At 32.1% G+C, this 20,291-nt stretch carries 29 protein-coding genes; 19 read left to right on the top strand and 10 right to left on the bottom strand.

Features of this window, described 5'->3' with window-relative positions; translation table 11 throughout:
* Positions 1–7: 7 nt before the first annotated feature.
* The 15 genes from NNH57_RS15425 to NNH57_RS15495 all read left to right on the top strand — a co-directional run bounded on the left by NNH57_RS15425 (position 8) and on the right by NNH57_RS15495 (position 7,267).
* A complete protein-coding gene (locus tag NNH57_RS15425) occupies positions 8–340 on the top strand; it encodes a hypothetical protein (RefSeq protein WP_074406957.1) in 333 nt (110 codons plus the stop codon).
* Positions 341–361: 21 nt separating this feature from the next.
* Positions 362–544: a hypothetical protein gene (locus tag NNH57_RS15430; RefSeq protein WP_074406956.1), complete on the top strand. Its 183-nt coding sequence runs from the start codon at positions 362–364 to the stop codon at positions 542–544.
* Positions 545–619: 75 nt separating this feature from the next.
* A complete protein-coding gene (locus NNH57_RS15435) occupies positions 620–934 on the top strand; it encodes a hypothetical protein (RefSeq protein ID WP_074406955.1) in 315 nt (104 codons plus the stop codon).
* 564 nt (positions 935–1,498) lie between these two features.
* A complete protein-coding gene (locus NNH57_RS15440; RefSeq protein ID WP_159099148.1) occupies positions 1,499–1,645 on the top strand; it encodes a hypothetical protein in 147 nt (48 codons plus the stop codon).
* A gap of 613 nt (positions 1,646–2,258) precedes the next feature.
* Entirely contained in the window at positions 2,259–2,444 is a 186-nt protein-coding gene (locus tag NNH57_RS15445; protein WP_074406953.1) for a Blp family class II bacteriocin, read from the top strand.
* A gap of 21 nt (positions 2,445–2,465) precedes the next feature.
* Positions 2,466–2,672 (top strand): hypothetical protein, encoded by a 207-nt coding sequence (locus tag NNH57_RS15450; protein ID WP_074406952.1) that lies wholly within the window; start codon positions 2,466–2,468, stop codon positions 2,670–2,672.
* A gap of 114 nt (positions 2,673–2,786) precedes the next feature.
* Positions 2,787–2,939 carry a hypothetical protein gene (locus NNH57_RS15455; RefSeq protein ID WP_159099147.1) on the top strand — a complete coding sequence of 51 codons (153 nt, stop codon included), beginning with the start codon at positions 2,787–2,789 and terminating at the stop codon, positions 2,937–2,939.
* A gap of 17 nt (positions 2,940–2,956) precedes the next feature.
* Positions 2,957–3,520: a hypothetical protein gene (locus NNH57_RS15460; protein WP_074406951.1), complete on the top strand. Its 564-nt coding sequence runs from the start codon at positions 2,957–2,959 to the stop codon at positions 3,518–3,520.
* A 149-nt stretch (positions 3,521–3,669) separates the two neighbouring features.
* Entirely contained in the window at positions 3,670–5,205 is a 1,536-nt protein-coding gene (locus NNH57_RS15465) for a vitamin K epoxide reductase family protein (RefSeq protein ID WP_108807281.1), read from the top strand.
* Between the two features lie 139 nt (positions 5,206–5,344).
* Entirely contained in the window at positions 5,345–5,500 is a 156-nt protein-coding gene (locus NNH57_RS15470; protein WP_159099146.1) for a hypothetical protein, read from the top strand.
* Between the two features lie 22 nt (positions 5,501–5,522).
* Entirely contained in the window at positions 5,523–5,678 is a 156-nt protein-coding gene (locus NNH57_RS15475; protein ID WP_159099145.1) for a hypothetical protein, read from the top strand.
* A 44-nt stretch (positions 5,679–5,722) separates the two neighbouring features.
* Positions 5,723–5,893, top strand: coding sequence for a hypothetical protein (locus NNH57_RS15480; protein WP_159099144.1), 171 nt, complete (start codon positions 5,723–5,725; stop codon positions 5,891–5,893).
* A gap of 53 nt (positions 5,894–5,946) precedes the next feature.
* On the top strand, positions 5,947–6,135 hold the full coding sequence (locus NNH57_RS15485) for a hypothetical protein (RefSeq protein ID WP_108807279.1): 189 nt from the start codon (positions 5,947–5,949) through the stop codon (positions 6,133–6,135).
* 129 nt (positions 6,136–6,264) lie between these two features.
* Positions 6,265–6,741, top strand: coding sequence for a hypothetical protein (locus NNH57_RS15490; RefSeq protein WP_074406948.1), 477 nt, complete (start codon positions 6,265–6,267; stop codon positions 6,739–6,741).
* 40 nt (positions 6,742–6,781) lie between these two features.
* Complete coding sequence (locus NNH57_RS15495) at positions 6,782–7,267, top strand: regulatory protein RecX (RefSeq protein WP_074406947.1); 486 nt, start codon at positions 6,782–6,784, stop codon at positions 7,265–7,267.
* A 50-nt stretch (positions 7,268–7,317) separates the two neighbouring features.
* Here NNH57_RS15495 and NNH57_RS15500 read toward each other — a convergent pair whose 3' ends face one another.
* The gene (locus NNH57_RS15500; protein ID WP_108807278.1) at positions 7,318–8,712 is read right to left on the bottom strand and encodes a S41 family peptidase; all 1,395 of its coding nucleotides are present in this window, start codon (positions 8,710–8,712) and stop codon (positions 7,318–7,320) included.
* A 583-nt stretch (positions 8,713–9,295) separates the two neighbouring features.
* Between NNH57_RS15500 and NNH57_RS15505 the strand changes: the two genes are divergently transcribed.
* Positions 9,296–9,460, top strand: coding sequence for a hypothetical protein (locus tag NNH57_RS15505; protein ID WP_159099143.1), 165 nt, complete (start codon positions 9,296–9,298; stop codon positions 9,458–9,460).
* 123 nt (positions 9,461–9,583) lie between these two features.
* Here NNH57_RS15505 and NNH57_RS15510 read toward each other — a convergent pair whose 3' ends face one another.
* The 4 genes from NNH57_RS15510 to NNH57_RS15525 form a co-directional block, all read right to left on the bottom strand.
* Entirely contained in the window at positions 9,584–10,468 is an 885-nt protein-coding gene (locus NNH57_RS15510) for a cupin-like domain-containing protein (protein ID WP_108807277.1), read from the bottom strand.
* Positions 10,469–10,624: 156 nt separating this feature from the next.
* Entirely contained in the window at positions 10,625–11,728 is a 1,104-nt protein-coding gene (bioB, locus tag NNH57_RS15515) for a biotin synthase BioB (protein ID WP_074406944.1), read from the bottom strand.
* Between the two features lie 82 nt (positions 11,729–11,810).
* The gene (locus NNH57_RS15520) at positions 11,811–12,773 is read right to left on the bottom strand and encodes an alpha/beta fold hydrolase (RefSeq protein ID WP_108807276.1); all 963 of its coding nucleotides are present in this window, start codon (positions 12,771–12,773) and stop codon (positions 11,811–11,813) included.
* Positions 12,774–12,856: 83 nt separating this feature from the next.
* A complete protein-coding gene (locus tag NNH57_RS15525; RefSeq protein ID WP_108807275.1) occupies positions 12,857–14,017 on the bottom strand; it encodes a beta-ketoacyl synthase N-terminal-like domain-containing protein in 1,161 nt (386 codons plus the stop codon).
* Positions 14,018–14,145: 128 nt separating this feature from the next.
* On the opposite strand from NNH57_RS15525, the gene NNH57_RS15530 reads away from it, so the two are divergent.
* Positions 14,146–14,595, top strand: coding sequence for a cytochrome c oxidase assembly factor Coa1 family protein (locus tag NNH57_RS15530; RefSeq protein WP_108807274.1), 450 nt, complete (start codon positions 14,146–14,148; stop codon positions 14,593–14,595).
* A complete protein-coding gene (locus NNH57_RS15535) occupies positions 14,576–15,598 on the top strand; it encodes a hypothetical protein (protein WP_234423318.1) in 1,023 nt (340 codons plus the stop codon). The genes NNH57_RS15530 and NNH57_RS15535 overlap by 20 nt, the downstream gene beginning before the upstream one ends.
* Positions 15,599–15,628: 30 nt before the next feature.
* Here NNH57_RS15535 and NNH57_RS15540 read toward each other — a convergent pair whose 3' ends face one another.
* The 5 genes from NNH57_RS15540 to NNH57_RS15560 form a co-directional block, all read right to left on the bottom strand.
* Positions 15,629–16,192, bottom strand: coding sequence for a hypothetical protein (locus NNH57_RS15540; RefSeq protein WP_074406939.1), 564 nt, complete (start codon positions 16,190–16,192; stop codon positions 15,629–15,631).
* A gap of 237 nt (positions 16,193–16,429) precedes the next feature.
* On the bottom strand, positions 16,430–17,695 hold the full coding sequence (gene bioA / locus NNH57_RS15545) for an adenosylmethionine--8-amino-7-oxononanoate transaminase (protein ID WP_074406938.1): 1,266 nt from the start codon (positions 17,693–17,695) through the stop codon (positions 16,430–16,432).
* 42 nt (positions 17,696–17,737) lie between these two features.
* On the bottom strand, positions 17,738–18,358 hold the full coding sequence (gene bioD / locus NNH57_RS15550) for a dethiobiotin synthase (protein ID WP_074406937.1): 621 nt from the start codon (positions 18,356–18,358) through the stop codon (positions 17,738–17,740).
* Positions 18,355–18,756, bottom strand: a complete 402-nt coding sequence (locus tag NNH57_RS15555; protein WP_074406936.1) for a putative signal transducing protein — start codon at positions 18,754–18,756, stop codon at positions 18,355–18,357. The genes bioD and NNH57_RS15555 overlap by 4 nt, the downstream gene beginning before the upstream one ends.
* Complete coding sequence (locus tag NNH57_RS15560) at positions 18,753–19,901, bottom strand: aminotransferase class I/II-fold pyridoxal phosphate-dependent enzyme (protein WP_074406935.1); 1,149 nt, start codon at positions 19,899–19,901, stop codon at positions 18,753–18,755. Before NNH57_RS15560 ends, NNH57_RS15555 begins: the two co-directional genes overlap by 4 nt.
* Positions 19,902–20,043: 142 nt before the next feature.
* Here NNH57_RS15560 and NNH57_RS15565 point away from each other — a divergent pair, with 142 nt between their 5' ends.
* The gene (locus NNH57_RS15565; protein ID WP_255411996.1) at positions 20,044–20,259 is read left to right on the top strand and encodes a cupin domain-containing protein; all 216 of its coding nucleotides are present in this window, start codon (positions 20,044–20,046) and stop codon (positions 20,257–20,259) included.
* Positions 20,260–20,291 lie beyond the last annotated feature (32 nt).

Below are 20,291 nucleotides of genomic sequence, written 5' to 3' on the forward strand. Positions count from 1 at the left end.
CCTGGTTATGAAAAAAATAGAGCGTCAAATTGAAGTCATAGAACGATTAAATCGGTTGATACGATTAGGAAAAACAGGAACCCCTGATCAATTATCCGAAAAATTGGAAATCTCAAAAGCATCTTTGTTTCAGATTCTTAGAGTAATGAAACAACTTAATGCTCCTATTGTATTTGATATCGCATTACAGAGCTATGTCTATGAAGAATCTGTAAACTTTACTTATGGTTTTTATACCCGTAAACTTTATGGAGAAGAAGTACTAGAAGTATCTTCTTATAGTGCTCAAAGTATTATGATGCAAGTAGATTTTAAATATCCAAGTCTAAGAATAGTATAATAACATTTAAAAAATAAACTCATGGAAAATTATGATCCACAAAAAAACGAAAGCAACCTAACAGAGCACAAATTAGAAACCGATTTTTTACAACAAGAAATCAATGATCCAGAACTAAAACATGTGATATCTGATGTTATTTCCTACTCTGAAGAGTATGAAATCTATATAGATCATGATGATATGAACGATTGGATGTTGTAACAGGATTATAAATCGATTTACAACATGCAATCACATTAATCATTAAGCTATTTATTAATCAAAAAACAAACATTTATGAATATTATCATCAAGCAAATCGAAATGATCGAGAGAATTGACCGACTCATACGCCTACAAGCCACGGGAACTCCAGTAGAATTAGCATCGAGATTAGGGATCTCCAGAGCGCAAACCTATCGGATTATTGATATTATGAAAGAGCTAAATGCTCCTATCACTTATGATTTTACAATACAGAGTTTTGTATATGAAGAAAGCGTAGGTTTTAAATTTGGGTTTTATACAAAAGAACTCGATGCCACAGAGGTTAGGTCTGTTAACGGAGGAAATTCTTTTAAAAGATTACAATGCCTGGCCGCTATCATATAAAATGAAATCTCACAGATACAACCATAGACAAAAGGATTTATATCATTTATTTATAATACTTCCTATAATTTTAAATTGTTCAATATAGATAAACAGAAAAATCATGAAATCAATTCTATTACTAATTGTATATCATACTTATGTTTAACGCAACTATATAAATACACAAACCTAAATTTGGAGAGTAAAATGAAAAAATCTTTTGAATAAAAATCCTGGAAAATCAATTTTCCGGGATTTTTATATTTCACCCTTTCGACTTTATCATTTTAACGTGAATAATGGATAATAAAATTTCGTCAGTTTGAGTGCCAAATCTCTGATTTGGTGTATCGAAAACAAGAAAATTTATTTCTAAAAAGTACTTCTCGACACTAAATTCTTACAGAATTTCACTCGAAGTGAGATATCTGCTATTATACATTATTCACGTCATTTTAATAAATTTTATAAGAGCATCTCATAAAATGAGACCATCGCAAACTATCATTGTAGTGTAAAAGAGATAGCGTAGCTGTCTTTACAGCTATAACAACAAAATCATTAATCATTAAATCGTAAAAAATGAAAAATTTAAGTAACAAAGAGGCATTAGAAACCAATGGAGGATCAGCATTTCCTATTCCTAGTTGGTTACAACCTTTAGCAGATTATTTCTTTGGTGTACCAAAAGAAGAAAAGGAAAACTACACAAATTCAAATAATCACTAATTATAAAAAAATGAAAAAATTTTATTGATATCTGCTACTACACGTAAAATCATTTGCGAAGTTATCCCTGGTTTTTTTTAATATTCCAGCTACTTCGTTTACCCTATCATAATCATCGATAGTAAAAAAGAAAAGATCAAAAGAATTAGATCGTAAAAAAACGAACCATTTGGATTGATAACACATCAGTGTTTGCATTGTAAAAAAAGAGTCTTGTAGTAACAAGACTCTTTTTTGCTTTATGCCAAACAATAAATACTCTTTTTTCCTGAAAAAGTATTAAGAAATTATAGTATGTGTATTTCTGAAAACATCTTAATAACTATAGCCTGCTATCCTGAAAATAAATACTAGATCAGACTCTAAGAAACACGAATAGTAAGGTGCTTAATAGGTTTCGAACATGTCTTAATTAAAAATAATCATGAAAAAATGAAAAAAAAATATCAGTCTCACAAGATGAGACAGCCCCACAGTATCATTGTATTGTGAAAGGGAAACAACAAAACTTTTCACGACTGTTGCAACAACAAAAAACAGTTTACATATCAATTTGACGGAATAGATAGTGTAAGCATAAATTAAAAAAACATTAATCATTAAATCGTAAAAAATGAAAAATTTAAACAACTTAGAATTTCAAGAATTATCACAACAAGAGGCAATAGAAATCAATGGTGGATGCCCTTGGTGTCTTGCTGCTGGAGTTGCAATAGTAGGTGCATTCGTAGTAGGAGCAGCTGTAGGATTAGCTGTAGGTATAAGCAAAGGTATCAGAGAAGAGCTTGATAAAAAATAATAATTTATAAATAATATAATCATGAATACATTAAAATTAGAAAACGTAAACGTTCAAGAGTTAACTGTTTTAGAAACACAAAAAATTGATGGAGGAACTGTAGTGCCTTATGGTCCTATTGTAACCGCTATTACAGCAGCAGCAGCAGGTGGATACCTTGCAGGAAAAGAAATTGGTGAAGAAATAGGTCACTGGATTGGAAAAGCAATCAAATATTTCTCTGAATAAGAAATCAACTTTTTGAAAGCTAAATTATTTCCACACATAAATTATTTTGTGTGGGAATAATTTGCTTCATAATACCAAAAAAGAAGTTTGTAATACTAAAATTTTATAATTGATATGAAATCTAAAGTAATAACAAAATTTAAAACAATGCTTATATATATCATCATCATCATTGCATTTTTAGGTTTCTTAGGAGGCTTAAAATTAGGAAAAAAACTTGGCAATAAAGTAGGTAAAACAATTGCTATAGAGTATTTAAATAAATAATTTTTAAACTGAATATTATGGAATCAAAAGTATTAATACATATCACAAAAGAAATAGAAACAGTAGAAGACACAATACAGATAGAAGAATTTATTACTGATTTATTTGTGTATACCAAGCAAAAAGATAATGATGTTTTCTATAGGAAAGATGAGGATAAAATGTACACTGTAAATGAGATATCAAAAAATGTAACTTATATTTCACTAGATGAAAGGCAACAACAAATTGATCAATTTAGGAAGCTATTTTCTCAAATAGATATTCGTAAAAAAGAAGAAAAAGAAAGTAGAAAAATTTTTATTGAAGGTAAAGGCAATATGGTTGTACTATCTGGAGAGGTAAAAATATCTAAATTTCCCGACATTGAAAATACTGCAAACCTAGGAGCATACAAATTACTAAACAAATCAGCACTGGTAGATATTGATATAGAAAATAACGAAATCACTGATTATGCAGATATTAATGTTAATATTCAAGGAAAAAGAATAAAAAGTAAAACTGTGATAAAAAACATCGAGGTTTTAACCACCGATATTAATCGATATGATTATTTACTTAATTATTCGGTAAACTAACTCCCTAATCTTCTATGTGTATAGAAATCTATCTAAAAGAATCTTTGTGATTTTCGGATAATCTTATGAATCCTATGGTCGTTCGATCGTTCGGCTATCTGAAAATGCATTGCATTCACTCTATTGTATAACCGAAAAAACATTTTATTTTGGACCAAACGGTATTAAAAGTTCTTTTGCAACTTAAAAGAGAACTCTCGCTAGAAATTTCTAGTGAGAAATTAGAATCACTTTTGCTTAGTCATCAGGATTATCCCAGTATCTTTTCTTTTTCTGATACATTAAAAAAAATAGGTGTCGAAAATAAGGCAGGGAGAATCTCATCGGATCAATTACAGCAATTATCTCCTATTTTTCTAGCGTATTCTATAGAAGATGGCCTGGTAATCGTTACTAAAATTTCAAGTACCGAAATAAACTACTATAGTGGTAATAGTAATACCCTTATTGTAGAAAGTTTCGAGGGTTTCTTACAGAAATGGAATGGTATTGTACTTTTGATTGATACCGATGCTATTGTTGAGATGTCTAACGAAGATTTGACTCGTGAAAAACTAAAAAGAACGAAGCATTTTGGAGCTTTGTCTTTATTAGTTATTCTTATCACCTTATCGATAAAAAGTTATCATGGAGTATTTAATCTGTTTTTACTCACAAAATTAGCAGGAACTCTTATTAGTCTACTAATAGTATATACCGAGGTTAGCATCATACATAAATCTAAATTTTGTAAATCTAACGATCATATAAACTGCGAGGGTGTCTTAAATTCTGGGGCTTCCAAAATTTTTTCCTGGCTTTCTATGTCAGATTTAGGGTTATTATACTTTTCAGGAAGCTTTATAGCAGTTTGCATTGCCTCTATGACCTCTAATTTCAAGAGTGTTACTTTTTTGATAAGTATACTTTCCTTTTTTGCATTTCCATATATATTTTTCTCTATTTACTATCAATATAAAATAGTCAAGAAATGGTGCATGCTGTGCCTGGCAATCCAAGGGATATTTTTTATAGAAACCTTACTTTCTTCATATTTTCTTTTTAACAATAACTTCGAATCATCTATACAGGGGTTTCTCATACCTGGTATTTCTTTTTCACTCATCATCATTATATGGTCTTATCTGAAAAACCCTGTATATAAATATTTTCAATTTAAAGAAAGTATGTACAAATATGCAAGGCTAAAAAACAATCCCGAAGTTTTTACACTGCTACAAGAGAAAGAAAACCTTCTTAATACTTCTTTTACTGAAAATCATATCGTATTCGAAAATTCTAAGGATATTGATAAAAGAGCAGCTTTGGTCATAAATCCTTATTGTCATCTTTGCGCAAAGGAGTTCCAAAAAATCCTTGAAATCAATAAAACTTCTGAAGGTATCAATTTCTCGTTGATTTTTTCTGATACAGACAGCAATGAAATCTCACAATTTCTTATTGAACTGTATTATAAAATGACAAAATCAGAATTCTTATCCGTATTAAGTAAGTGGTTTGAACACAAGAATCTAAATACGCTAAAAGAAAAGTACGCTATAGAAATATCTGAAAAATCAAGAGCAACCTATGCCCAACACAAAAAATGGTGTACTCAGAATAATATTCTGCAAACTCCGCTTACTATTTTTAATAATAGAAAATTATCAAATCACTATACTATAGAAGACCTTATCACATTCTAATTGTATTTTCTATACTTTTTTTTAGAAAAAAATGTAGCGTCTCATAAGATGAGACATTCACCTCTTATCATTGTACTATCAAAAGGAAGTGAAAAGACTTATTACCATAAAACAACTATTAATCATAAAAACGTAAAAAATGAAAAATTTAGAAAAACTTGGAGTTCAATCGTTAAGTACCACTGAAACCAGAGAAATACAGGGAGGTATTTTTCCTCCAGGATTTTACACAAGTTTAATAACTGAGGCTGTTATCTTGATACATAACGTAAAAAAAGTAATCAAACAATTATAACAAATTACAAAAATTAAGCATCATGAAAAATCAAGTTATACCCCAGTACACATTATTATCAGCAAAAGAAATTACGACCATCAATGGTGGTTGCGGAGGAGAGGACATTGAGTGTCCAGAATTAGAGCTAATACAAGAAGTGTTAGACAATTTAAAACATCTGCTAGCAGTGCTCTAAACACTTTAGTATCATTAATAATCATCAATCTTAAAACAAAAATCATGAAAAATTTAAAATCATTCGAAGCATTAAACAACGCTCAATTAAGTACTATTAATGGTGGTCTGGTTATCCCAAACCTGGGAGATCTGGATACATTTCCGATTGTACCATTTGGTGATCCTAGAGAATGGGATAACTATTTCCCTAAAAAAGAAACTCCTGGTTTCTAAAACACTTTAATTTCATCAATCATCAATAACCATCAATCTTAAAACGAAATCGCATGAAAAGTTATAAAGCTGAATCCTTTCGGGAATTAAATGCATCAGAACTAATCATAATAGAAGGTGATGCTTTTTTTTCTGCAATTTCTACCTCTGATACACCAGGATTACCTGGCCTTGACCACCAATTTAATAAAGATTGGGGATGGGTCGGAAGCGGTCTCGGAGGTCAAAATACTAGCTTGTAAACTAATGAGTAAAGTTAGTGAGTTCATTTATTTTCTCCTATAATCTATTTGGTTATAGGAGAATTATGCTTCTAAGCTCTTCTTTACAAAAGAATATTCAATTCTATACATCTCTCAAAAACATACACCATGACAAACGAAAAAGAACTACTCTATAAAACCCTTGAAAATTTTAATGGAATGGGGAAAATTGAAGCTTATGATCTAACCCATAAGTTAGAAACCCTTTTGTTTTATGCATCTAATCCAATTAATGCCAAGGAACTTAAACAGCTGATAGTTTCTGATATGGATCATGATCATGAAATTGATCCTTTTCATTTTACCATCCTGCCAAATGGTAATTTTTGTGAGTTTGTAGGTTGCAATAATTGGATGCATGTTTATAAAGAAAACAAGAGAATATTACCCGATTGGCCAGTTTTTGAAACTTATTATTTTAAAACAAGATATGCTCCTTTAGAACTTAAAAAACTAACCAAAAAGAATCTTTTACAAGATGTAAAAGAAAAAAATGAAGATGAAAAAGTAAGAGTCTTTTTAAAGCAATATAATGTTTGTAAAAAGGATGTAGTGACCAATAGATTATTAATTTTAGAAGCATAACTTTTGGGGTAATTATAAAAGTCACTGTACATTTGTGGTCATGTATAGAAATCCCATTACATCTATAACTGTAGCCGAGGCATTGCGAAAAATGGAGCGCTATTGTGCCTACCAGGAACGTTGTCATAAAGATGTAGAGGATAAATTAAGGACGATGAAACTTATCCCAGAGGCTAAAGAAAAAATTATCCTACACCTTCTGGATCAAAATTTTCTTAATGAAGAACGTTTTGCCAAAGCCTTTGCCCGGGGGAAATTTAATATCAAAAAATGGGGTAAACAACGAATAGTACGTGAACTCAAATTTCGTAATATCTCACCCTACAATATAAAAACGGCACTTAAAGAAATACCCGAAAAAGAGTATTTTGAAGCTTTTCATAAGCTTGCCGAAAAAAAATACCACAGCATTACCGAGCAGAACAAAAACAAAAAACGCAAAAAACTAGTTGATTATCTTTTGTATCGAGGCTGGGAGACCACTCTTGTTTATGAAAAAGTAAATGAGCTATTTTCTGTGATTTAAAAAGGGGCAATATATCAATTTAAGAAATACTGCCCCCTTTAATAAAATTTCTATTTACTTAACAGAGCGATCGCTCTTTCTATACCACTATCTTTTTCATTAACAAAATCATCGTTCGAGAATAATGGAACCCTATTCTCTTCACCTGGACCAACCCCAATCGCTTCATAAACCTTTCCATTAGCATCACTATACACCTCATTAGACAATGCTATTGAAGCTCCGTTTGGTAAAGTGTGTACTAAAATATCTGAAAAAACTCCATTTGTATTATCACCAACTAATGTTACATAAGGTAAATCTTTCATACAAAGTGTAAAAACCTCTGCTGCACTTGCTGTTAAAGGGCTTGTTAATACTACTATATCCTCCTTATATTGAAAATCACCTTTGGGAGTCATAGATACCGATGTATTTTTAGTAAAACCGTCTCCTAATTTTGCTTTTTTAGAAAATGCAAGTCGTTCATGATCCAAAAATCGCGAAGCTATATTCACTGAAGCCATATCATATCCCCCACCATTAAAACGAACATCGATTATTAATTTAGAAACTGCCGCACCTTTAAGGTCATTCATTATTTTGTCTAATACCGAGTTTAATATTTCCATCTCATTTTTTGTGGTATCGCTATACCCTTCCATTCCCAAAATATTAATATATGCGATATCATTACCAATCATCCCCCAGACTATTTTTCCTTTTTCATCAGCTTTAAATTCATTACCTAAATACTTTGATGCTATAGTTTGTAATTTCTGGTTATATAGTGTATTATAATCTTCTCCAGATTCGATAATTAAGTTTCCGCTTAAACTTGAATTCAATCTAGAAATCAGATCAGGAGAACCTGCATTGATCGCAATATTATTATCCTCATCATCAATACCAACATGCCCATCTTTCAAAAGAAAAACTAACTCCCCTAGGGTATCATAAAAATTCTCTGAAGTTACTTGTTCTCTTAGGTTCTTGTATTGCGACCAGTTTACATTTCTTGTTTCAAAAAAAGCATAATAATCATTAAAAATATTCCAAAAATGATCAAAATTAATCTTTGGATCTTTAGTATTGGCAATCTGATCAGGGAGGCAAAACTCATTTTGATTTAATAACCTCTTAAACTCAATACTAGATGCGCTAAGCTCTGGAGCTCCTACTAATTTGTCAGGGCCAATTAGATCTAGCGGTATACCCCAGGATTCTTCTGGCACAAAATTATTTTCTATAATAGTGCATCCAACAGAATTTATACCATACAACACTTTTGTTGTGTCGGTAATCTCTACAACATACCCTTTATCTTCGGCTAACCAAAAGCCATTTATAGTTTTTTCTGGTTCAGGCTGGGATTGATCATCATCAGACTGACAAGCTGTAAACAAAATCACGGATAAGATTAAAAAACATCTCTTCAAGTTTTTAATACTGTTGTGTAAATTCATACTAATCAAATTTTTAAAAGTTACATTTCATTGACAAATAAAAAACCTATCGGTTGTATTAAAAACGATCGCAGTGAAGTACTTGCAAACATCAATTTATAAATAGACCGATATGCAATTAATTATTGCCAAAACTAGGTAGGGCTTATAAAATCGATGTCCGATATTATTAAAATTTAAGAATTCGAAACCTTTTTATTTTTAAACTTAAATTGATTAGGTATCAATCCAGTTTCTTTTTTGAACGAAATGTAAAATGTAGTCTTGAATTTAAATTCTGCTTCTAGTCCTATGATTAATAAACTATACTTAATAGTTTATTGACTTAAACTAGGATAACGATAAATACAATCTTTTTGAAGAACTGCATAAATTTCCAGAATATTTTTCAAAATCCAAATCGCCTAAATCATTATAAATGATAAACAGATACAAAATTTCAGTATGTCTCATATTTTGAGACTCTTGCTGCTTAAGTTTGAACCAGAAAATGATAAAAGCTAAAGAACTTATGAAAGAAGCTTTTGGGCAAACTAATCGCTAGAATACTAATTAGAATCATAAATCTGTAAATTATTTAACTATGAAAAATTTAAACGAATTGAAAGTAAGCGAACTAAGTCTTGAAGAAACTACTCAAATAGAAGGAGGAGGCCCCATTGGAGACTTAATTGATGATATTGTAGAAGTTGTAGAAACTGCTATTGAAGTGATTAAGAATTTAAAAAAATTCACCCCAACCTTGTAAACATGCTAAGAGATTTTTAATCAGATTCTTCTCTGTTATTAAACACCCTTAGAAAACAAAACCTTGGCAATGAGTAAAAACTCAGTAGTCGAGGTTTTGTTTATTTATATCATTTTAAGGACTCTATATCTCTTCTTTAGTGTATCCGTTTCTTTTATTCGTTCGCAGAACTGCCTTATTATTTTTATAATCGATCCACTTCTCTCCTCTGGTTTTTCGCATAAAATTATCCAGATATCGCATAAAAAACACGTTATAACAAGCTTTAGAAAACTGAACAACTCCCTGGGGCGCAGAACGAATACTCATAGAAAACCCCGGAGTTAAATACGTCATCTGATGCCAATATCCTTCTGGCATATACAATGTTTCGCCATGTTTTAAATTTGCAATATACCCTCTGGCATGTTGTAATGCAGGCCATTTTTCAAAATCCGGATTTGCATAATCTATTCCTTGATGAGATAGTAATGAATGTGGTAATTTGTATAAATATTTTGTTTCTGAAGGTGGAAATAATATACATTGTTTTTCTCCGTGAAAGTGAAAATGAAGAATATTAGCTAAATCTATATCATAATGCATAAAAACTTTAGAGCCACTACCTCCGAAAAACAAAAATGGTAGTTTTTTCATAAATTTTAATCCTATCTCCTCTGGATATCTAAAATCTTGTTGAAGCCGAGGTACTTCTTTCAGCAAATTATATAAAAAAATACGATAATTGGTAGGCCCTTGTTCAAGTAGAGTAAGATATGCTCCCATTCTCATACTAGTATGAGCTTCATTAAATTTACGCTCAGACGAAACAGGTCTGTCATCATACAAAGGAACGGTCTTATCACCTGCTATATCGTTAATATAAGAAAGATTCCATTTGGTATACGCTGGCCAATCTACAATTAACCGTTCGATTACAACCGGCTTTTGTAGTGTTACATATTTCTTAAGAAATTCCTCTTTGGTAATTGATTTTACCCTTGGTATTTGTTCTAAATTTAATTTCACTTACTAAAAATAAGCCCTAAAAATTAAGGCGATATCTGCCAAAAGTAGGTGATGGCAATATTATACTGATCTACATAAGCGTAGTCTGATGATAAAAAGATGCAGCTAAAAATATGTAAACGCTTATTAACCCTCAATAAGGGTTTTATCACGTTTCTATTTATCTGCTATCACTCCTTTAGCTTTTTCTTTTGCTGCTTGGTTTCTTTCGATAGTATGATCTGGTCTGGACCATTTAGGTTTTTCTCCCAGAGGTTCAAATACAGAATCTTCTGCTTCGACTGTTTCTGGTTGAGCCTTTTTAACAAATGGTTTTTGCGGATTAAGTCCTAATGTTTTAAACATCTCCATATCCTTATTTACATCTGGATTAGGGGTCGTTAATAACTTATCTCCTGCAAATATAGAATTTGCCCCGGCAAAGAAGCACATGGCTTGCCCTTCTCTACTCATTTCGGTCCGTCCTGCAGATAATCGTACTTGTGTTTTTGGCATTACGATTCTGGTAGTAGCTACCATTCTAATCATATCCCATATTGCTACGGGTTTTTCTTCTTCCATTGGTGTTCCTTCTACAGCAACCAATGCATTTATAGGTACTGATTCGGGTTGTGGGTTTAATTTTGATAATGCTGCCAACATTCCTGCTCTATCACTTACTTCTTCTCCCATACCAATAATACCACCACTACAGACAGTTACATTCGTTTTACGAACATTATCAATTGTTTTTAATCGATCTTCATAACCTCTTGTAGAGATTACTTCTTTATAGTATTCTTCTGAAGTATCTAAATTATGGTTATAGGCATATAATCCTGCCTCTGCTAATCGCTGAGCCTGATTTTCGGTAATCATACCTAATGTACAGCATACCTCCATATCAAGTTTATTGATCGTACGAACCATTTCGAGCACATTTTCAAATTCTGGCCCATCTTTAACATTACGCCAGGCAGCTCCCATACATACTCTAGAACTTCCCGAAGATTTTGCACGAAGTGCTTGTGCTTTTACCTGTTGTACGCTCATCAGGTCATTACCCTCGATATCGGTATGATATCTGGCCGCTTGTGGGCAATACCCACAATCTTCAGGACACCCTCCTGTTTTAATAGATAACAGGGTAGATACCTGTACGACATTGGGATCATGATATTCGCGATGAATAGTTGCTGCTTTATACAGTAAATCCATCATAGGTGTATTGTAAATATCAAGAATCTCTTGCTTGGTCCAATCGTGTCTAATAACGCTCATAAATCATCTAAATCTAAAAGTCAAATGTAAGAAAATCTGGTGTATTTGTATCAATTAATATGATAAACTCATATCACAAAAATTAATGCTTTATCTCTAAAAAACTCTCAAACAGTTCAAAAAACTTTTCGGGTTCTTCTAGATACGGGTTATGGCCACTTTTTTCAAACATTACAAACTTTGCCTTAGGCATATAGGTTTTATACTGTATTGCAAATTCTGGTGTTGATACACCATCATAACGGCCGGCAATGATTAAAGTCGGTGATTGTATTTTCTTTAACTCTCTTCTGAAATCTATATCTCCCATATCACCTGTAACATGAAAATCAGCATCTCTTCCAACAATGGTATAATACACATCAGAGTTCCATGAACGTTTTACATCTTTAGGGACAGGTTGCTTTAATTCTGTATTATGATAGTATATATATTTTGTTGGAAAATCCCCATATACTTTTGAAAATTCAGAATCACTCGATACAAACCCTTCTGATCGTAATGAGTCTACTACTTTCCATTTTTCTGGAAAGTGTGTCTTGGCATAATGATTATAGCTATCGCAATTTGCCTGCCACATTAATCCACTATGAAACCCATTAATTAATATCATCTTCTCTGTATATTGAGGATATTTTAGGGCATAAGCTTGAGCAACTACAGTACCATAAGAATGTCCTACTACTGTCCATTTAGACAACTGCAACGCTTTTCTAATACCTTCTAATGTTTCTACATCCCCTTGTATTGAATATTCCTTAATATCTTTGGCATCATCGGATAGGCCTCTCCCTAAACCATCAAAAAAAATTACTTGTCGATTTTTATGATATTTCCCAAAATTACCTTGCATATAATCATGAGAATTTCCGGGTCCTCCCGCAATAAATACTATTGGATTTCCTTTGCCTTTGGTTTCTACATTAATCTTGTATCCATTAATATTGATTAACTGAGACTCAAACTCACCATGAATAGTTTCTTGTGCCTGAGCTGAAAAAAGTAAGATAAGACTCCCTAAAAAAAGAGTGATTTGTGTTTTCATGTATTCTAAATCTTTTTAATGACTTGAGAACGTATACAACTATGCTTCAATATCAAAAATTTTATATTTCAAATATCGCAAAATTAAAGACGCTCGAGCAAAATACTAACGGCATTACCTCCAAAACCAACAGCATTTACTATCATTTTATTTAACTGCTTAGGAAACTTATCATATGCTACATAGGGTACCGGAATAAATTCCTGATGTTTTAGCATTAGTACTGCAAGCTCCAGACTCAAGATCCCGCTGGCACCAAAGGTATGTCCTATTTTCCATTTATTAGTTGTCAAAGCTGGTAATGAATCTTTAAAAACAGCTTTAATAGCATTATATTCTGCCAGATCTCCTTTTGCTGTACCCGGTGCATGCAATACAATAGCATCTACCTCATCTGCAAGGGTTTCGCCTAAAGCCAATTTCATGGATTTTTGAAAACAATCTGCCTCTGTAGATATCGATATATTATGCTTTAATGGTTCTGTAGCATAACCAATACCTCCTATTAAAGCCAAAGCATTTTCTTTTACTCCTTTTTCTAAACATGCAATAGCAGCACCTTCACCAAGAAACATAGAATTTCTTTTTTTATCCCAATTCATTGCTTGGCATGGATATGCCACCTTATCATTTGATGCGTATATCTTAAGGGCTTTCATTTGTGCAATCGTAAATGCCGTTAATGGGGCTTCGCTTCCGCCTACCAAAAATTGATCTGCCAAACCCGATTGCAACCAGGCAACACCATTAAGCACAGCATGTAGTGCTGTAGAACATGTAATCGAGTGACTTATTTCTGGTCCGGTGGTTTGTAAATCATGAGCAATCCATGATGAAATATTTCCAAGCGTAGTCGTAGGTGAACTTAATGTAGACGATTTACCGCTTTTGAGAAATTCCTGGTGGTATTTTTCAAAAAGCCCTGTTGCCCCACGAGAAGAACCGATGTTAATTCCAAAATTACGATCTTCATTCCATCCAGCATTTCTAACTGCTTGTCTGGCTGCAAAAACACCAAAAAGAACTGAGTCATCCAATGCCTCATAATGAGAACTCTCTGCTCTTAGTTCTTTTATTTTCTGTTTTACGTTTTGAGAAAGTAATGCAATCGGGGCTTGTTCTCCTTCAAAATCTTTAAAAGAGATATGATGTGATGGATCTTTATATGCTTTCCATATATCGCCAGAAGAAACTCCCAATGGAGATATAGAAGAAATTCCTGTTATTGATATTTTTTGTTGCAATTTTCAATTTTTGGCAAATGTACAGGTTTGTTCGATCTTGTTCAATAGTTATATCATTTATCATAAGATTTTAGTAACAAAAAACACATTTTAGATACTTATCTTTATAGGATATAATAATAAAAATTATGGAGGATCATATACAACAAAAAAGCTGGTTTGCCAGAAATTGGGGCTGGGCAGTTCCTGTGGGAGGCTGTCTTACTCTAATTGTTTTATTTTTTATTTTTTTAGGCTCTCTGATATTTGGTGTAAGTGAATTAATCACTGAATCTACTCCTTATCAGGATGCTCTTGTTAAAGTAAACGAAGATGAATATGTAGTAAATATCCTGGGAGAACCTATAGAGACTAATGGTATAATGAATGGTAGCCTTTCTTATAAAAATAACACAGGATCTGCAGATATATCAATTCCTATAAAAGGGCCAAAAGGTGAAGCACAATTATATGTTGTAGGTACTAAACAAAATGACCAATGGACGTACAAAGAAATGTATGTAATCATTGATGAAACCGATGAACAAATTGATTTATTAGGATATAAACAAAATGAATATGACAACGAAAACCCATAGTAATTTAGTAGTATTCGGAGTACCAGTACTTCTTATTTTGTTAGTGGTTTTGATCACCAAATCACAAATCTTCGCTTCAAATACCGGTGCATTATCAATTGGGATCACTCTTGATCTACTTTTTACGATACCTATTGTTTATTTTGTATTAATCAAAAAGAAAAATATTCCTAAAACTACTATCGTTCCTTTTTTTATTCTAGGAATGGTTATCGCTTCTTATATTATTCCGCAAGAACATCAGTCTACACTAAATTGGGCAAAAAACTGGATTTTTCCTTTTGTAGAGCTGGGTGTAGGTGTTTTTGTATTTTATAAAGTTCGCCAAACCATAAAACGATATAAAGCAAATGCAAAACAAGAGTTAGATTTTTTCTCTGCATTAAAGGAAACCTGTGGTGAAATTGCACCTGGTAAAATTGCAATATTTCTTACTATGGAGCTTGCGGTATTCTATTATGGATTCGTATCCTGGAAAAAGAGAATCCTAGCAGAAAATGAATTTACCTATCATAAAAATAGCGGAACCATTTCTTTATTAGCGGCACTTATCATAATCATTGGTGTCGAAACCTATGTGCTACATGTTCTTTTATTAAAATGGAGCGTAATTGCGGCCTGGATTGCAAGTATATTAAGTGTATACTCTAGTATCCAGATCTTTGGTTTTTTAAAATCTATTATTAAAAGACCCACCACCATAGAAGGTGATATTTTACATCTACGTTATGGTATCCTTAGTGAAACTACAATAGACATTAACAATATTGCATCTATCGAAATTACAAACAAAGAAATCGAAATCGATACTAAGACTATCAAATTATCTCCACTTGGCGAGTTAGAAAATCATAATATGCTAATCACTTTGAAAAAAGAAAATATGTTTTCTGGACTTTATGGAATGAAAAAGACATATACAACGATAGCATTTTTCATTGACGATAAAGAGAGGTTAAAAAAAATGTTAGAAAGCAATATCTTACATTCCACAAGCAAATAAATCATCTATTTTTTATCTACTCTGTCTCAATCATTTTATCAATTTTAGAGATTCTAAAACACTAGTATATACAGACATATATTGCTTGTTATTTACATCAGATCCTTGTAAACTTAAGGAATATTTATAATTACCAATTACAGTAAATATTGTGTGACATGTGCCGTAGTCAGTTGGGTAGGTAATCCAGCATGCTCTATTCCCCAATAGTTCGGTTTCTTTTTTAATAGTTATTTTAAAAAGAGGTAACCCTGTAATTTCGTGAAATTCAATCCATAAATTAACAAAATCTTTCATTTCTTGTTCTAATGTTTTTGTTTGGCCTCCTAAGTTTTCAATTTCAAATGCGATAACAACAAACTCTTTTGAAAATTTATCTCTATTATTTTTTTCATATTCTGGACTATACAGGTATATAAAATTGATAGATTTATTCGAACCTTCATATATAGAATTTGTTTCAAGTAACCAATCTTTTGGGTTTTTAAATTCGATATTGAAATCTGGAATTTCATGTTTTTTATACTCTTGAGCAATCGTATTTTGTGATACCGCAATAAATGTTATTAGTATATATAACTTAATATAATCCATTTATTTTTTTGTATTAAAGTTTTCCTTCCCTTTAATTGTTTGTGCTGAGTTTCGGCAAGGACAATTTCATTAGAATTTGAAATTTTGTTTAGCGTAGTTTCAAAACTAAGAATAGTGTTTATGTTTTTACACCCTGAAAACAGGGTTATTGTACCAAGTATGGATAACAAAAGGATGTACAACTATAAAAACTAAAGGAATTCTTTAATTTTAATAATAGGTTTAACAATTCAATATCTAAACACTCTCTAATAACTCGACAATAGTAGCATACACTTTCTGTAACTGTTCCTGGGTAATTACATACGGGGGCAGAACATATACTGTACTTCCTAGTGGTCTTAATGCTACACCATTTTTCATGAAATGGTCAAATATCTCATATCGTTTTTTACCATAACGATCCATCTCGATATCCAGATCCAGAGCGTAAATCACTCCTGTCTGCCTGGTTCTTTTAACTTTTGGGTGGTTTTTGATTTTAGTATCAAAATCCTTGTGAGACATTGTTATTCTGTTAATACTATTTTGGATTTCTTCACTTTCTAACAGCTCTATCGCCGCAAGGGCTACTGAACAAGCGATAGGATTGGCAGAATAGGTATGCGCATGAAAAAAAGCTTTACCAATAGAATCATCAAGAAAGGCATCATAGATTTCCTGGGTACAGCTTGTTACTGCCATAGGTACGAATCCTGCTGTTAAAGATTTAGACATCGAAATAATATCTGGTTTGGTTTCTATATGATCAGAAGCAAATGTTTTTCCGGTTTTTCCAAAACCTGTCATTACCTCATCTGCAATGGTAATAATAGTATTGTCTTTACAGATAGTAAGAATTTGATCCAGATATCTCGCTTCGTACATATGCATTGCATTGGCTCCCTGTACCAGTGGCTCATATATAAAAGCAGCTACTTCATGAGTTGCAATACATTCTTGTAATTCTTTTATAACACTATCAATATTTTCAAAATTTGGAGTAGGAATACGTTTAACATTTATAAAAAAATCTTCAAAAGGGCCATTATAAACCGATAATCCCGAGGCAGACATCGCTCCAAAAGTATCCCCATGAAAACCATCTTCAAAAGCGATAATTGTGTTTCTTTTTTCACCTCTATTAAAATGGTATTGTAGTGCCATTTTAATTCCTACTTCATTGGCAGTAGAACCATTATCTGAAAAGAATATCTTTTCCTGATTATCTGGTAATATTTTGATTAATTCTTCAGATAATTTTATAGCAGGCTCATGTGTAAAACCTGCAAATACAATCTGATCCAGCTGCTGCATCTGATGTTTCACTTTCCCTAAAATATAATCATTGCAATGACCATACATAGCAGTATACCAGGATGCAATCCCATCAATATATATATTCTCATCTTCATCATAAAGCAAAGCTCCTTTTGCTTTTATAATTGGTAATGCTTCGGGATGTATTTTATGCTGGGTGAGTGGATGCCAAAGATGTTTTTTATCTCTTTCTTTTAAAGTCATATAGGTGTCGCTTCCGCGGAAGCGAATATTTTTTAGTGAATATTAAAGTGATTTTAATTGATCTCTAAACAGTTCTGCATATTCTGAAACTACCATTTTATCAAAATAAGGTTCATTGCCAATTCTTCCTATAACTGAGGCTCCTGTCATTTTTTTTATGATACTTTCGGTAGTTTTATGTGCTGCCCCATTAAAAATAATAGACACGTTAAATCCTTTTTCTTTTAAAATCTGGATGGTCATTAAGGTATGATTAATACTTCCTAAATAATGCCTAGAAACTACGATAACGTGGTAATCAGAGTGTATTAGATCCAGGATTGTATTGTTATCATTTAATGGCACCAATAATCCTCCGGCACCTTCAATAACCAAATCATTATTGGTTTTGGGGAGTGTTATTTTATTGATTTCAATAGAAACCTGATCAATTTCTGCTGCAGCATGCGGGCTCATCGGGGTTTTTAAGGCATAGCTATTGCTGTGAAACTTAGATTTCGAATTAGACACCAATTCTTGTACTTTATCGGTATCCGAATATTCTAAATCTCCTGCCTGTATTGGTTTAAAGTAATCAGCCTGCAGTGCCTCGACCACAATTGCCGAGGTTATAGTTTTACCTACTTCTGTACCTATCCCTGTAACGAATATCTTTTTATTCATTTTAAGTAAAATATGTGATTACAGTTCTCACATCTATATTTTGTTTTTTGATTAATTGGTAACATAAACAATAGAAGAAGAACTAAACTTTTAATGCTATCGATTGTTGAATCCAGAACTATTTTTTCTCCATTACATTTTGGGCAACAAATAGATTCTCCCTGATCATCTATAGCATATTCTTGTATACTTTCTATAATCTGCAGTGCTTTCTGTTCGTCTTCTGCTTTTACTCTCAATTTAACGCCTCCGATGGCGTTACTAACCAAAGGATCTGTATCAATAGTATGCATATCCATAGTAAAAACCTGGATTCCTTCTGATTCTATTCTTCCTTTGATGATCAATGCTTCTGCCGAATATTGAAAAACAGCGACAGTTTTAAATGTTTCGCTCATATGCATACAAAAGTAGCAAGTAGTTCTAAGACTTCCGAGATTTCTTCTTTAGAATTATAAGAATGTAAACAAAAGCGCAATCGTTCTTTACCTTGTGACACGGTAGGTGACAAAATTGGCTTGACATCAAATCCTTTTTTCTGGATCTCGTTTGCTACTTTTTTTACGTTTTCATTACCCGAAATAATACAGCAATGTATTGCAGAATCACTTTTAATAAATCTTGATGTTAGATGTTTGGATTCAAGCTCTTGGGTAAAAAAAGTAATATTTTCGATAAGTTTTTTAATTTCAGGTGTACGTTGAAGTTCTTCATACGCCATTTGGATTGTTGCGATAGAGTGTGGTGGTAATCCGGTGGTGTATATAAAACTCCTACAAAAGTTGACTAAGTATGTTTTTAGATCCTTTGATCCTAAAATAACCGCTCCATGGCAACCCAAAGCCTTACCAAAGGTATTGATCCTTGCAAAAACCTGATTTTCTACTCCTAATTTCTGAAGTAGCCCCACACCATAATCACCAAATACGCCAGTCGCATGCGCTTCATCTACAATAAGGTGATAATTATATTTTTGGCAAAATGCTATTAAAGATTTTAAGTCTGGACAATCTCCATCCATCGAAAAAACCGACTCTGTAACGATATATATTTCTTGATCACTTCTCTCTTTTTGATTTCGCTCAATCTGAAACTTTAGATCTTCTATATCGTTGTGTTTAAACTTATATGATTTTGCATTACTCATCTGCATCCCATCTCTAATGGAGGCGTGTATTAGTTCATCATAAAAAATAATATCTCCTCGTTGAGGTACAGAAGAAAAAAAGCCAACATTAGCATCATATCCAGAATTAAAAATCAAAGCTTCTTCAGAGTTATGAAAATCTGCAAGCATTTTTTCTGCTTCTACATATAATTTATGATTTCCAGAAAGCAAACGAGAACCTGTCGCTCCGTTTTTTTGTATTGTTTTTTCAATCAATAATCGATGTGTCCCATTAAAAATTTCCTTTGATGATGTAAACCCCAGGTAATCATTAGACGAGAAATCGATGAGAATCTTTTGTTCAGAGAGTTTACGAAGAGCATTACTCTTTTCTCTATTCTTAAATTTTTTATGAAGCTTTTCTGGAAATAGCATAATAATTTCAAAAATAAAACAAATACTTCTTACAAGCAGTCAGGTTTTTAATGAATACTAATTTGACTATAAAACTACTGTTTTATTCATTCTGTTTTGGCTTAATATAATATCTCATGAAACTTCTATAGTATTTGAATACATATCAACTACAGTTGGGGTGAATCTTGAAGAAGATAAGTTTCCTCAATTGATAGTTTTCGTAGGTTGTTGGCTTATTTCTAATCTGAAAAATGAAAATGATTATATGTTTGTAAGACGTATAGTATCAACAGGTTTTGATTTTATTGATTTTGAATTGGCTGGTAGAGAAATTTTGACTAATGAATATCCTGATCATAAAGATATAATGAAGTGATTTAAACTTTTTAATAACGAATTGAAAAAAAA

Origin of the sequence: Aquimarina spinulae (assembly GCF_943373825.1) — a bacterium.
In the GTDB taxonomy this organism is placed as follows: Bacteria; Bacteroidota; Bacteroidia; order Flavobacteriales; family Flavobacteriaceae; genus Aquimarina; species Aquimarina spinulae.